At 62.8% G+C, this 13,893-nt stretch carries 13 protein-coding genes; 4 read left to right on the forward strand and 9 right to left on the reverse strand.

Annotated features, from left to right (window positions below; all coding sequences use genetic code 11):
• The first annotated feature begins 4 nt into the window (after window positions 1-4).
• The 3 genes from hemE to priA are packed head-to-tail and all read left to right on the forward strand — an operon-like array spanning window position 5 to window position 3,603.
• Entirely contained in the window at window positions 5-1,114 is a 1,110-nt protein-coding gene (gene hemE / locus AC1D11_RS19360; RefSeq protein WP_477647047.1) for a uroporphyrinogen decarboxylase, read from the forward strand.
• A gap of 48 nt (window positions 1,115-1,162) precedes the next feature.
• A complete protein-coding gene (locus AC1D11_RS19365) occupies window positions 1,163-1,492 on the forward strand; it encodes a hypothetical protein (RefSeq protein WP_477647048.1) in 330 nt (109 codons plus the stop codon).
• Window positions 1,489-3,603, forward strand: coding sequence for a replication restart helicase PriA (gene priA, locus AC1D11_RS19370; RefSeq protein WP_477647049.1), 2,115 nt, complete (start codon window positions 1,489-1,491; stop codon window positions 3,601-3,603). The genes AC1D11_RS19365 and priA overlap by 4 nt, the downstream gene beginning before the upstream one ends.
• 899 nt (window positions 3,604-4,502) lie before the next feature.
• Here the strand turns inward: priA and AC1D11_RS19375 are convergent.
• Window positions 4,503-5,267, reverse strand: a complete 765-nt coding sequence (locus tag AC1D11_RS19375; RefSeq protein ID WP_477647221.1) for an ArsR/SmtB family transcription factor — start codon at window positions 5,265-5,267, stop codon at window positions 4,503-4,505.
• 140 nt (window positions 5,268-5,407) lie between these two features.
• Here AC1D11_RS19375 and AC1D11_RS19380 point away from each other — a divergent pair, with 140 nt between their 5' ends.
• Complete coding sequence (locus AC1D11_RS19380) at window positions 5,408-6,694, forward strand: MFS transporter (RefSeq protein ID WP_477647051.1); 1,287 nt, start codon at window positions 5,408-5,410, stop codon at window positions 6,692-6,694.
• A gap of 7 nt (window positions 6,695-6,701) precedes the next feature.
• Here the strand turns inward: AC1D11_RS19380 and AC1D11_RS19385 are convergent, their stop codons facing one another.
• The 8 genes from AC1D11_RS19385 to AC1D11_RS19420 all read right to left on the reverse strand — a co-directional run bounded on the left by AC1D11_RS19385 (window position 6,702) and on the right by AC1D11_RS19420 (window position 13,847).
• On the reverse strand, window positions 6,702-8,000 hold the full coding sequence (locus AC1D11_RS19385; protein WP_477647052.1) for an RNA polymerase sigma factor: 1,299 nt from the start codon (window positions 7,998-8,000) through the stop codon (window positions 6,702-6,704).
• 6 nt (window positions 8,001-8,006) lie between these two features.
• Window positions 8,007-8,444 (reverse strand): YciI family protein, encoded by a 438-nt coding sequence (locus AC1D11_RS19390; RefSeq protein ID WP_477647053.1) that lies wholly within the window; start codon window positions 8,442-8,444, stop codon window positions 8,007-8,009.
• 32 nt (window positions 8,445-8,476) lie between these two features.
• Window positions 8,477-9,013, reverse strand: a complete 537-nt coding sequence (locus tag AC1D11_RS19395) for an SRPBCC family protein (protein ID WP_477647054.1) — start codon at window positions 9,011-9,013, stop codon at window positions 8,477-8,479.
• 173 nt (window positions 9,014-9,186) lie between these two features.
• Entirely contained in the window at window positions 9,187-9,960 is a 774-nt protein-coding gene (locus AC1D11_RS19400; RefSeq protein ID WP_477647055.1) for a YciI family protein, read from the reverse strand.
• Between the two features lie 65 nt (window positions 9,961-10,025).
• Entirely contained in the window at window positions 10,026-10,463 is a 438-nt protein-coding gene (locus AC1D11_RS19405) for a YciI family protein (RefSeq protein WP_477647056.1), read from the reverse strand.
• A 163-nt stretch (window positions 10,464-10,626) separates the two neighbouring features.
• Window positions 10,627-11,580 carry an AEC family transporter gene (locus AC1D11_RS19410; protein ID WP_477647057.1) on the reverse strand — a complete coding sequence of 318 codons (954 nt, stop codon included), beginning with the start codon at window positions 11,578-11,580 and terminating at the stop codon, window positions 10,627-10,629.
• A gap of 228 nt (window positions 11,581-11,808) precedes the next feature.
• Window positions 11,809-12,870 (reverse strand): porin, encoded by a 1,062-nt coding sequence (locus AC1D11_RS19415; protein WP_477647058.1) that lies wholly within the window; start codon window positions 12,868-12,870, stop codon window positions 11,809-11,811.
• A 194-nt stretch (window positions 12,871-13,064) separates the two neighbouring features.
• On the reverse strand, window positions 13,065-13,847 hold the full coding sequence (locus tag AC1D11_RS19420; RefSeq protein ID WP_477647059.1) for an L-fucose dehydrogenase: 783 nt from the start codon (window positions 13,845-13,847) through the stop codon (window positions 13,065-13,067).
• Window positions 13,848-13,893: the final 46 nt, after the last annotated feature.

The raw sequence follows: 13,893 nt of genomic DNA on the forward strand, positions 1-13,893 counted from the left end.
GGGCATGTTCGCACCCCTTCAAAACGACACCTTTTTACGCGCCTGCCTGCGCCAGGCCACTGATCACACCCCCGTCTGGCTGATGCGCCAGGCCGGCCGCTATTTGCCCGAGTACCGCGCCACACGCGCCCAGGCCGGCAGTTTCATGGGCCTGGCCACCAACACCGACTACGCCACCGAAGTCACGCTGCAGCCGCTTGAGCGTTACCCGCTGGATGCCGCCATCCTGTTCAGCGACATCCTGACCGTGCCCGATGCCATGGGCCTGGGCCTGTCCTTCGCGCTGGGCGAAGGCCCGCGCTTTGCCACGCCGGTGCGCGATGAGGCGGCCGTGGCGAAGCTTGAGGTGCCCGACATGAACAAGCTGCGCTATGTGTTTGACGCCGTGACCTCAATCCGCAAGGCCCTGAACGGCCGCGTGCCGCTGATCGGCTTTTCGGGCAGCCCCTGGACGCTGGCCTGCTACATGGTCGAAGGCGCGGGCTCCGACGACTACCGCCTGGTCAAGACCATGCTGTACCAGCGCCCGGACCTGATGCACAAAATGCTTGCCGTGAACGCCGACGCGGTTGCCTCCTATCTGAACGCACAGATTGAGGCCGGGGCCCAGGCCGTGATGATTTTTGACAGCTGGGGCGGCGTACTGGCCGACGCGGCCTTCAAAACCTTCAGCCTCGCCTATACGGCCCGCGTGCTGGCCCAGCTCAAACGCGAGCACGAGGGCGTCAAGATCCCCCGCCTCGTCTTCACCAAAGGCGGCGGCCAGTGGCTCGAAGCCATGGCGCAGCTCGATTGCGAGGTGCTGGGACTGGACTGGACGGTCAACCTGGCCAGGGCACGCGTGCTGGTCGGTGAAAACGGACCACATGCCAAAGCCTTGCAGGGCAACCTGGACCCCAACGTGCTGTTTGCCAACCCGACCCAGATAGAAGCCGAAGTGAAAAGCGTGCTGGACAGCTTTGGCAAGCCCCATATTGATGCCAGCGAGCCTGGACCGGCCCATATTTTCAACCTGGGGCATGGCATCAGCCAGCACACACCACCCGAAAGTGTGGAAGTGCTGGTGCGCGCAGTGCACGCTCACTCTCGCAGCATGCGCGCCGCTGGTACCTAAACTTTCCGTCTACCTTCCCAAAAAGCCAGCGGATGACTGATTTCAACCATGGCTAGCACAAAACGGGGCGATGGCGCCCGGACTTATGCACAAAATTCGTGTTGCGGTGCCGCAATGATGAACGCAGGCAGCATGCTTCGCTATCAAAGCAATAGCGGACGTAAGTTGTTGATTTATATAGAGACTTTAAATTGCTTTTTTTCCGGGCAGTTTAAGAAAAGCCTTGATTTACAAGGCTTCGCGACGCGCCACGGCAAGCTATCAACAAAGTTATCCACAGAAAATCTGGAAATCTGTAAAGCGGTGGTAAATCAAGGACTTAGCGCATTATCTGGATGTACTTCTCAAGAAGTAAACACATTTAGTTACTCCAAATGAGCTATTGGCTTCAAGTTGCGGTTGCCGCGCCCGCGCACAGTTCCATCGCAGGGCCACTGACCTACCAGAGTGAACTGCCACTTGCTGTGGGTGCCCTGGTGCGGGTGCCGCTGGGTAAGCGCGAAGTCCTTGGGGTGGTGTGGAAAGTCATGCCTGACAGTGGAACGCTGCTGGAAATACAGACGCGTCATGTCACCGGTGTGCTGGAAGGGCTGCAGCCTCTTTCGGCGACCTGGCAAAAACTGGTGACGTTTACCGCCGCTTATTACCAGCGCTCCCTGGGCGAGGTGGCGCTGGCGGCATTGCCGCCGCAACTGCGCGACCTGAGCAATGTTCAGCTGGCGCGGCGGCTCAAGCGCCCGGTTGCGGACACCAGCGGCCCGCAAGATACCGCGGCGCTGCTGCCGCTCAGTGCGCAGCAGACCCTTGCCCTGGCTGAATTTGACAACGATACCCGGCCCGCGCTGCTGTTCGGCGCCACCGGCAGCGGCAAAACCGAGGTCTACCTGCGCGCCGCGGCCCGCGTGCTGGAGCAAGACCCGACGGCACAGGTGCTGGTGATGGTGCCGGAGATCAACCTCACGCCCCAGCTGCAGTCGCGCTTTGCAGAACGTTTTGCCCACCTGGGCAAAGAGCGCGTGGTGGCCTTGCACAGCGGCCTGACCCCAGCCCAGCGCCTGAAAAGCTGGCTGGCGGCCCACGCCGGCCATGCGCGCCTGGTACTGGGCACGCGCATGGCGGTGTTTGCGTCGATGCCCAACCTGCGCCTGCTGGTGGTCGATGAGGAACACGACCCCAGTTATAAGCAACAAGAGGGCGCACGCTATTCCGCCCGCGACCTGGCGGTCTACCGCGCAAAGATCGAGACCGAAGACGCCACGCATGGTCACGGTCCTTGCAGAGTGCTGCTCGGCTCAGCCACGCCTTCGCTGGAAAGCTGGCAGGCCACCCTGGCCGGCCGCTACCAGCGTCTGACCATGATTGAGCGAGTGGCAGCCAATGACGGCGAACAGGGAAGCCTGCCCGCCGTCCGGCGCGTGGACATGAACCACCAGCCCAAGCACTGCGTCATTGCGCCGCCACTGCTGGACGCCATTGCACAGCGTGTGGCACACGGCGAGCAGTCCCTGATCTTTTTGAACCGGCGCGGCTACGCACCCGTGCTGGCCTGCCACGACTGCGGCTGGAAAAGCGAGTGTCCGCACTGCAGCGCCTATCGCGTCTTCCACAAGATAGACCGCACCCTGCGCTGCCACCACTGCGGCTTCACCGAACGTGTGCCGCGCGCCTGCCCCAGCTGCGGCAACATCGACATCGCACCCGTGGGGCGCGGCACCGAACGACTGGAAGAGCACATGGCCGAGCTGCTGGCCGGCGTGAAACGGCCAGACGGCGAGCCGCCGCGCATTGCCCGCATCGACGCCGACACGACAAGGCTCAAGGGCGCGCTTGAATCACAGCTGGCCAGCGTGCATGCGGGCGAGGTCGACGTGTTGGTCGGCACGCAGATGATCGCCAAGGGCCACGACTTCCGGCACATCACACTGGTGGCGGCAATCAACCCCGACGGGGCGCTGTTCTCCAGCGACTTCCGCGCACCCGAGCGCCTCTTCAGCCTTTTGATGCAGGCGGGAGGCCGCGCCGGCCGTGACGCGCGCCACAGTGAAGCCAGCGAAATGTGGGTGCAGACCTTTCATCCGGGCCATCCGCTTTTTGAAGCACTGAAAAAGCATGACTATCCGGGTTTTGCGACCCAGCAGCTGGCCGAGCGCGAAGCAGCGGGCATGTCGCCCTTCGGTTTTTCAGCGCTGGTGCGCGCCGAGGCGCGTGCGCAGGATGTGGCACAAGGATTTCTGAACGCAGCAGCGGCCCAGGCCGAGGCGCAACAGCTCACGGGCAACGGGCAGGTCACTGCATATCCGGCCGTGCCGATGACGATACAGCGTGTGGCCAATATCGAGCGCGCGCAGATGCTGGTCGAAAGCCCGTCACGCGCGGCGCTGCAACGCTTCCTCGCGGCCTGGCAGCCCACGCTGTTTGAAACGCGCCAGCAGGCAGAATTTAAAAGCCTGATCCGCTGGGCGATTGATGTGGATCCGATTGCGATTTAGGTGGCGCGATGCAAACGTCTCATCTCTCATGCACATCAACGTTGCTTAACTACCGGCCGCCCCGTCTTGACCTTCGCATCTGTGCAATGAGTGACTTCATATCAGCCAGATAAGCCTCATAACTTCTCCAACCCATTACATTGGCCCAGTAACGTTGTTTGAAAAACTTGCGATGGCTTGATTATTCAGGTCATGCTCGATAGCATCAACTAACGAAGCGCCACTTAAGACCCCGTGAGAACTAAAGAAGACCCCTCGCAAGACCGATTGAGCTATCGAATCGTTTTTTTGAGCCTTCTGGGAGGATCTCTTTTCACCGCTGCAGTGTGGGTTGCGATGGATAGAGTTAAGCCTTCTGAAGGCTTCGTCTTTCAACGGTTGCCCGCCCTCAGCGGAGTCTACCGATGTTGCAGTGACAATGACGGAGATTCGCGTACTAGCCAAAGCACTATCGACAATGCACGCATCGAGTGCATTGACATAGGTTATTTCCAAACTGGACGTAGTCGTGATTGTGGAGTCAGGCAACTCAATCTGGAAGTGGTCGAGGTCGAACAAGTTCTCATACCGACTTACTCTGGGCTTTCCCCTGTTGTCTCAAGAATCAGTTACAGAGGGCATAGCTACCTCGACGTAGACGACAAAAAAATTCGAGAGCGATGGCTACTGAGCAATACCATCCATCTTGCGTTTGCGGGTCCGATAGGGGCGCTGGCTTCGGCGTTTCTTCTACTTCTATTTACCAAGCTCATGCGAAAGTGGAGAGTTCGTCAAAAAGGTGTCTCATTGCGCTGACGCCTATACCGAGTGTGTGGGATCTGCCTCAAAGTCCGCCGCCTTATGAATCAATGACGTAAAGGCCGTCTAAAGAATGATGGGGTGGCTGATGGGGCTCGAACCTAGGCGACGCGCAGCGCAGGAGTTGTGCGTGCAGGAAAGGAATCGCCTTCGGTCACCTGCCGCCAGTCCTCCTGCCCCATCCAGTCACGCAGCGCCACCTCGCCCTTGGGCGTGATCTCCAGCGCGCGCATGCCCTGGCGGCGCAGCAGCCAGCCGCTCTCCAGGCTGTGTGTGCAGATCAGCGTGCCCAGTTGCCCGGCCACATGAAAGCGGCGCTCGCTCCAGTCAAGGCACGGGCGGCAGTAAGGCCGCTTGGTGTTGATGCTGGTTGGCGACGTTGACAGCTCAATGCCCAGGCGCGCCAGCACCGCATTGGCTTTGGGGGTGACGTGGCCGGCTTCACCGTCGAACGTGATGGCGCCGTCGGCCAGCAGGTGGTGGGCGATGGCCACGCCGAGGCGGCCGGCGATGTGGTCGTAGCAGCTGCGTGCCATGCGCATGGCGGCGTCTTTGGGGCCGGGCACCACGGCGCGGCGCGGCGCGGGCGCGTTTTGTGAGGCGAGCTGCGTGATGCCTTCGAGCACGCGCGCCACCTCCACCGAGGCCAGGCGGTGGTAGCGGTGGCGGCCGTGTTGCTCCACGCACAGCAGGCCACCTTCGACCATCAGGGCCAGGTGGCGGCTGGCGGTTTGCGGCGACACATTGCCGACGCCGGCCAGTTCGTGGGCTGTGAGCGAGCGGCCGTCCAGCAGCTCCATCAGCATGGCGGTGCGGGCCGGCTCGCCGACCAGCGAGGCGATGTGCGCGATTTGGTTGGTATTCATCATGGTTTAAGACCTTCCGGGTACCAACCTTAGCAGCATCGCAAACCCCATGCTTCGTTCCGGGACGAAGCATCGCGCGCCCTCTTCGCCACACCATGAAGGTCATGCAGCGGCCGCTGCCTTCTCACCAGGAGAACTTCATGGAATTGCCAATGACACCTGCCCTGCAGTCGCCGGCGCCCCGCGCCTTTTACGGAACGACCGTGGTACGGGCCGCCTTTGTGCTGGCCATCTTCGGTTGGGGCATAGGCTTTTACAGCCCGGCGATTTTTCTGCATGCGGTGACCGCGCGCACCGGCTGGGCGTTGCCGCTGGTGTCGGGTGCGGTGACGTTTCACTTTCTCTTTGGCGCAGGCGTGGTGGCCTGCCTGCCGCGCATCCACGCCCGGCTGGATGTGGCCATGACCACGGCCGCCGGTTGCACCGCGCTGGCACTCGGGCTTTTGGGCTGGGCGCTGGCTGCACAGCCCTGGCAACTGTTTGCGGCTGCCATGCTGACAGGCGGTGGCTGGGTGACCATGGGCGCGGCGGGCATCAACGCCATCATCTCGCCCTGGTTTGTGCACGGCCGGCCCATGGCCTTGGCCAAGGCCTATAACGGCGCCAGCCTGGGCGGGGTGATCTTCTCGCCGCTCTGGGGCGCGCTGATCGCCGCGATGGGCTTTACCGCCGCCACTCTACTGGTGGGCGCAGCCATGCTGGTTGTCGTGGGGTGTCTCTGTTTTTATGTGATCACACAAACGCCCGAGCGCATGGGCCAGCAGCCTGACGGTGACGCACGGGGCACGCCAGCACGCAGCGTCACCTCTGCGCATGCCAAGCCCTTGCCGGGCCGCCTGTTGTGGCGCGACCGGAGCTTTCGCACACTGGCTGCGGCGATGGCGCTGAGCATGTTCGCCCAGGCCGGTTTGATCACTCATTTGTATTCGCTGCTGGTGTCGGCCATGGGGGCCCAAGGCGCGGGCCTGGCGATGGCGTTGGCTACCGCTTGTGCCATCGGCGGCCGTACCATCGTCGCCAAATGCATGCCGACCGGAGCCGACCGGCGCCTGATCGCCAGCATGAGCTACGCGGTGCAGATCACCGGCTCACTGCTGCTGGCTTGTGCGGCGGGACACCAGACCGTGCTGATCCTGCTGGGCGTGGTGCTGTTCGGTGTCGGCATTGGCAACGCGACTTCGTTGCCGCCGCTGGTGGCGCAGGTGGAGTTCGTCAAGGAAGATGTGCCGCGCGTGGTGGCGCTGATCGTCGCGATGTCGCAAGGGCTGTGGGCACTGGCGCCGGCCACCTTTGCCCTGTTGCTGGTCACCGCCAGCGGGAGTCCGGCGCATCTCGGTGCGGGCACAGCCCTTTACTTCGGCGCAACGGTGCTGCTCCAGCTGGCAGCCATCGCCTGCATGCTGGGCGGCCGCAGACCGGCACCGTAAGCACGCCTCAGGAAATGCGCGGTGTGGAGCCCGGCGCGCAGGCCGCAGCGCGCGCCAGCAGCAGTTCACGTTCGCGCAGGTTGCGCGTGAGCGAGGCGGCGCGCTCGAACTCGGCATGGGCTTCCTCCAGCCGGCCGAGCTTGAACAAGAAGTCGCCGCGCACGCTAGGCAGCAGGTGGTAGTTCTTCATCAAGGGCTCGGCCAGCAGCGCATCGGCCACCTCCAGCCCCGTCGCCGGACCGAAAGCCATCGCCAGCGCGACTGCGCGGTTGAGTTCCACCACCGGTGACGGCATGAGCTGCGCCAGCGCGTCGTAGAGCGCGGCAATCCGATGCCAGTCGGTGTCGGCGCCGGTGGGCGCGCGTGCATGGCAGGCGACAATCGCGGCCTGTAGCGCGTACGGCCCCAGCGCGCCGCCCAGTGCCTCTGCACGCGCCAGCGCCGCGAGGCCGCGGCGGATCAGGATATGGTCCCAGCTCGCACGGTTTTGTTCCAGCAGCAAGATGGGCTCACCCGAAGGCCCGGTGCGCGCCTTGGCGCGCGAGGCCTGGATTTCCATCAGCGCCACCAGGCCATGAACCTCGGGCTCCTGCGTCGCGAGTTCGGCCAGCACGCGCCCCAGCCGCAAGGCTTGATCGCACAGCGCGGGCCGCATCCAGTCGCCGCCCGAAGTGGCTGAGTAGCCTTCATTGAAGATCAGGTAAATAACTTCCAGCACCGAGGCCAGCCGGCCATCGCGTTCTTCGGGGCCGGGTACTTCAAAGGGCACACGCGCCTCGGCCAGGGTGCGCTTGGCGCGCACGATGCGCTGGGCCACGGTGGGCTCGGGCACCAGGAAGGCGCGCGCGATTTCGTCGGTGCTCAGGCCGCCCAGCAGCCGCAGCGTCAGCGCAATGCGCGCCTCGGTTGATAACACCGGGTGGCAAGCGGTGAAGATCAGGCGCAGCAGGTCGTCGCCATAGTCGTCGGCGCCATCATCCCCGGATCCGGCCTCGTCTATGTCGGCGAAAGCCATTTCCTGCTCCAGCTCGAGTTCATGGCCCAGCTCTTCATGCTTGAGCGCGAGCAGCTTGCGCCGCCGCAGGTAGTCGATGGCGCGGTGCTTGGCGACGGCCATGAGCCAGGCGCCAGGGTTGTCCGGCACGCCGGTCTTGGGCCAGCGCTCCAGCGCAGTGACCAGTGCGTCCTGCGCAATCTCTTCAGCCGGGCCCACCTCTTGCACCATGCGTGCAACCTTGGCGATGACCTTGGCCGATTCGATGCGCCAGACTGCGTCGATGGCACGGTGGGTTTCATGCGACGCCATGCGGCTTCAGGCGCCCTTGCTTCCGATTTTCCCGCTCGGCGCTTGCTGCATCTCGACGAAGCCAGCCGCAGCTTCCTGCACGTCAGGCGGAAAGTCAGACATCTCCTGCACCTGGCGCACTTCAATCATTTCATTTTCACCGCCGGGGCAGCGCGAGGCCCACTCGATGGCCTCGGCACGCGAAGCCACATTGATCATCCAGTAGCCGCCCAGTACCTCACGGGCTTCGGCAAAGGGGCCGTCGCTGACATGGGCCTTGCCACCGGGAAAGGTGACGCGAGCACCCATGGAGGGTGGGTGCAGGCCGTCCAGCGCGAGCAGCACGCCGGCTTTTTGCAACTCCTCGTTGTATTTCATCATCGCTGCGACGGCGTCGGCGTCAGGCACAGTGCCGGCAGCGGCGGTTTCGTAGCCTTTGGGGATCATCAGCATCATGAATCGCATTTCAATACTCCTTGAGTGGGTTGAGATCAGATTTACTTTTCTGCGGCAGCCTTCATGGCGGCCAGGCCGTCTTCAAAGTCCTTGCCCACCATCTTGTCGATGTTGAAAAAGACATGCATGACCCTGGAGATCAAGGGCGCGGGGCCCGCCATCTCCCAACTCACCACGCTGCTACCGGCTTGCGGCTGGATGGTGAAAACCACCTTGTTATGGGCCTCAAAAGGTTTGCTGAAGTTCAGGTCTATCTTGACCAGCGAAGAGGGCACGGATTCGGTGATCAGCATGTCGCCTGTGCCAACCTCCTTGCTTTCCCAGGCGTAGGCCGCTCCCTTGCCGGTGGCCGGGCCGCTGAAGCTGCGCTTCATGGCCGCGTCCTTCTTCTCCCAGGGCGACCAGGCGGCCCACTGTTTGTAGTCATTGATCAGCGGGAAGATTTTCTCTGGCGGCGCCTGGATGGTGGTCTGGCGTTGTACGCGGAAGGTGTCGGGCTTGTTGGAGGCCAGTATCAGCACGGCCACGATGAAAACCACGATGGCGACGGCCGCAATGATGGCGATGGTCTTGAACATGTTTGTATCCCTTTAAGTTGGTGTTTGTTCACTTCGTAAATGGTCGAGCGCCGGATTCACAGGCCCTTTCCGGCCTCCAAAAAGCGTCTGCTCACCGGTACGACGAACGAAAAACCCGAAATCGACAGGCCGGGTCGAAAAATTTCAATTATTTTTTGACCAAACCCAGAACGCTAGGCCTGTGCAAAATCGGCAGCTTCATACAGCAGCCGGATTTCCACCTCAACCTCTTCCGTGTCGCGAAACGGGAAGGGATAAGCCAGCGCCCAGTCCACCGCAGCCTGCAGCGACTGCGCCTGGATGATCCAGAAACCGGCCAGCAATTCCTTGGCCTCGGCAAACGGTCCGTCCATCACGCTGGGTTTGCCCCGCGCGAACTTCATGCGGGATGCGCTGGCGCTGGGCTTGAGCCCTTCGCCCATGAGCAGAACGCCGGCCTTGACGGCCTCGTCGTTGTGCTGGGCCATGCGCCCCAGCCACTGGCTGTCGGGCACGATGCCGGCCTCGGCCCTGTCGTTGGCCTTGAGCAAAATCATGAAGCGCCGGAAACCCTCGGGCAAGGGCGGAGCGCCTTCTCCGGCCACACCGCGCAGACCGCCGGGGCAGCCGCCTTCGCGGATTTCCAGCGAGGTGTTGCCGTCCGCATCTTCCTGCGGCCAGCGCTCCAGCCACTCCAGCACTTCCTGCCGCGACGCCGCTTCCATCATGGTGAAGCCGGCAATGAGCTCCTTGGCTTCGGCGAAGGGGCCGTCAGTCACCGTGGGTTTGCCGCCGGAGAACCGGATGAGCGCGCCTTTGGAACTAGGCTGCAGGCCAACGCCGCCCAGCAACATGCCGGCCTTGGCCAGTTCTTGGTTGTAGGCGCCCATGGCCGCCAGCAGCGCGGGGCTGGGCAGCTCGCCCGCTTCGGTGCTCGCGTCGGATTTGCGCAAGATCATGTATTGCATGCGTGGGATCTCCTTGGAACCCGGTTTTTACCTCAAATGCGGGCCCGGCAGCCAGCCGCCCGCTTTCAGGACTTCGCGGCAGTCTGTGCTTCGACCTGCTGGCGCAAGCGCTCTTCGGCTTCGCGAAGTTCAGGCGTGAATTCGGCGCCGAAGTCTTCAGCCGAAAACACCTGGCGGATTTCGATTTCAGCTTCGCTCTCTGGCGGCAAGGGGCAGCGCTTGATCCACTCAATCGCCTCTTCTTTTGACGAGACTTGCAGCATCCAGAAGCCGGCGACCAGCTCTTTGGTTTCGGGAAATGGCCCGTCGATGACGGTACGCTTGCTGCCGGAAAACCTGACGCGCGCGCCTTTAGAGCTGGGGTGCAGCCCCTCGCCCGCCAGCATGACGCCAGCCTTGACCAGCGATTCGTTGAATTTTCCCATGTCGGCCAGCAGTTGTTCGCTGGGCATTTCACCGGCTTCGCTGTGCTTGTCGGCTTTGATGAGGACCATGAATTTCATTTCGGACTCCTTTGGGGTTGCGTTGGGAGCGGAGAGCCCGGACAACCCGGGCAGAAACATCCTGCTCTTACCGGTACGACGAACGGAAAGCGCGGAATCGACAGCGCGGGCCATCTTTTTTCAGGTTTTTTGTAACGGCGGCCGACAAGGCCTGGTACCTGGCTCAGGTCAGCAGGGTCACTGCTGCCGAAAAGCTGAAAAAGGCCAGCACCGTCGACAGCAGGATGATGCGCGCGATGCGGCCGTTGTCCGCACCGAAACGCTCGGCCAGCAGCGCCACATTGCTGGCGCTGGGCAACGCCGCCACCAGTACGATGACAGTGAGCGCGAAGGGTTGCAGCGGCACGCCCACAGCGATGGCACCCAACCCGACGAGGCCCACCAATACCGGGTGCACCACCAGTTTGATGAGCGCAACCGGCACATACTCCTTCAGGGGTGTGGCAGCCGTACTGTTCATCTGCGAGCGCGCCAGCACCGCGCCAATGGTGAACAGCGCCACAGGCGAGGCCGCATCGGCCAGCAGCCCGACGGTCTGCATCACCGGCCCTGGCAACATCACACCAAAGCCGGACGATAGCGCGCCCAGCACGATGGCCCACGGCATGGGATTGAGCGCCACGCCCTTGAGCGCATTCTGAGCGGCAACCTCGGCGCCATGAATGTCGGCCGAGTCCAGCCGCGACAGCGCGATGCACAGCGAGCTTGTCACCAGCAAATCAACCAGGATGGTGACAATGGCCGGACCGGCGGCCTGCGCGCCCAGCAGCGCCACCAGAAGCGGCACGCCCATGAAGCCGGTATTGGGAAAGGCCGCCACCAGCGCACCGAAAGACGCATCGTTCCAGGCAATACGGCCCTTGCGCGTGAGCATCACGGTGAAGGCCACCATCAGCAACGCGCACACCAGGTAGACGGCGACCAGGCTGGCATCCAGCAGCTGCGCAATCGGCGTGCCGGCGCCAAAGCGGTACAGCATGCAGGGCAGTGCGAAATACAGCACGAAGGTGTTGAGGCCGGGAATGGCCAGCTGCGGGAGCAGGCCCCGGCGTGCAGCAAGGTAGCCGCACAGCACCAGGGCGAAAAATGGGAAGGTGACAAAAAGAATGCTGAGCACGGCGCTGATTGTCGCCCACGCCCTTGCATACGAGTGCGTAGCACGGTTCCGCCTGCACGCCGATTGAGCATAAAAATAGCTGCGGCGCAGGCAGCGCCTGCGCCGCAGCTATATTTTTAATAGCAAAAGTGGCCGGCCGGCTGGTCCGCGTCAGGTGATCCCGATCTGAACCTGCCAGCCTGCCAGCCTGCCGCCGAACGCATGGAACTCGCCCGGCAGCGTTGCCCTTTAAAAGCTGTGCGCGATACCCGCGTAAATGGTTCTTTGCCCCTGGTTGGCCGCCGGATTTCCCGAGATCCCACCGTCCACCCCGAAGTTGGCACCACTGGAGTTGCTGACGCTACCGAATGACGCGTACAGCAGCGTGCGCTTGGACATGTTGTAGTCCGCACCCACCATGCCCAGCGTGGCCTTGCCGGCCACCCGGTCAGATTTGACGTGGAAGACCGAACCGATCAGCGTGAGCGCCGGCGTCACGTCGTAGCGAACGCCGACCCAGGCATGCTTGAGCTTGGACGCGGCGGTGAGGGCCGCGTCGGGTGCGGTGATGTAGTCGTAGGCTGCATAGAGCTTGGCCGGGCCGAACTTGTAAGTGCCGCCTATGATGGTTTCCTTGGAGGTGCTGAAAACATCCGTGAAGGTGGCGGTAGCATTACGGCGCTGGGAATAGATGGCGCGCAGCATCAGGTCCTGGTTCGCATAGGTCATCGATATGCCTTCGCCGCGGAGAGCCTTGCTGTTGCCAGCCTGTTCGCCAAACGAGATTTGCCCGGTGGCGCTAAAGCCGCCCATATCAGGCGTTGAATACTCCACCACATTGTTGGCACCGGGCCAGCTGCGGCCCCTGACCAGTGTGGCGCTGCCCACCCACTGCTGGCCGGTCGGGTCCAGGTCCCACACGTCGTTGCTGATGAACAGGTTCTTGCCGAGGCGGAAACTACCCCAGCTGGCGTTGGACAGACCGACATAGGCGCGGCGGTTGAACAGTCCCCCGCCGGTCGACCCGTTTTTAAGCTCAAAACCGCTTTCGAGAAGGAAGTTGGCCGTCAGGCCGCCCCCAAGGTCTTCTTTACCCTTCATGCCCCACATGCTGGTGCCCCACTGGTTGCTGGCCACCATGGCTTTGGAGAAGCTGGCATTGGCCACCGGGTCATACACATTGTCAATATAGGCCAGGCCGGATACGGCACGTCCGTACAAGGTGACGCTTGACTGGGCCGAGGCCAACTGCGGCGCCAGCACGGCCGCGCAGGCCACACCGAGGTACACACTACGGAAAGCAGCTTTCATGATTTGTCTCTCTTTGCTTTGGTTAGGTTGAGTCAGTTAAAAAGTCCGGATATGCCCATCCGCCGGCATGGCTGCCCAGAGCGAACCCGGTTCGGGCGGGGAAAATCTGCGGCGAGCTTCATCGTGCTTTTCAGGGCTCGGTAGCTGGCAGCGCCGCATGGCGTTTTGGCCGTATTGATGTCTGTTCATGGTGGTCAGCCGACAGGTAAGGCGCGGTCCAGATGCACATAGCCGCCATCGGGATGAATCCACTGACCCGTCGTGTGTGAGGCACGGTCGGACAGCAGGAACACCACCGTGTCGGCAATTTCACGGTCGGTCGTCATGCGCTGACCGAGGGGAATCCGGGCCGTGATGTCGGCGAGCGCCGCTGCAGGGTCGGCAAAGGTCTTGAGCCACGTTTCATAGAGCGGTGTCATGACTTCGGCCGGCAGCACCGCATTGACCCGCACGCCATGCGGCGCCAGCGCGGCAGCCCATTCGCGTGTCAGCCCCAGCTGGGCCGCCTTGGCCGCGACATAGCCGCTGGTGTTGCCCTGCCCGGTGAGCGCCGTCTTGGAGGAAATGTTGACGATGGCGCCGCGCCTGGCCTTTAGCTGGTCCAGGCACAGGTGCGCCATCAGGTAGTAATGCATCAGGTTGGACTGCAGCGAGCGCTCGAAGGCCTCGGGGCCGGCCTCCAGGCCGACGCTGTCGTTGACGCCGGCGTTGTTGACCAGCGCATCAATGCCGCCGAATTCGGCCACGGCACCCTGCACCGCGGTCCGGCAGGCCGACTCGCTTTCAAGGTCGAGCTGGAAAAACCCGTAGCGTGCACCGAGCTCCCGCAAGGCCGCGGAAAATTCCGGCAACAAGGGGCTGCGGCCGAAGATCACCGGCACGGCGCCTTCGCGTGCCAGCTGCAGGCTGATGGCCCCGCCAATTCCGGCGCCCCCGCCGGTGACAATGACAATCTTGTTTTGAAGGTGCAAATTCATCAAGCGCTCCGGTGTCAGATGTTGGTTATGGTCAGGCTCAGCCGAG

This window comes from Polaromonas sp. P1_E11, from assembly GCF_056405995.1.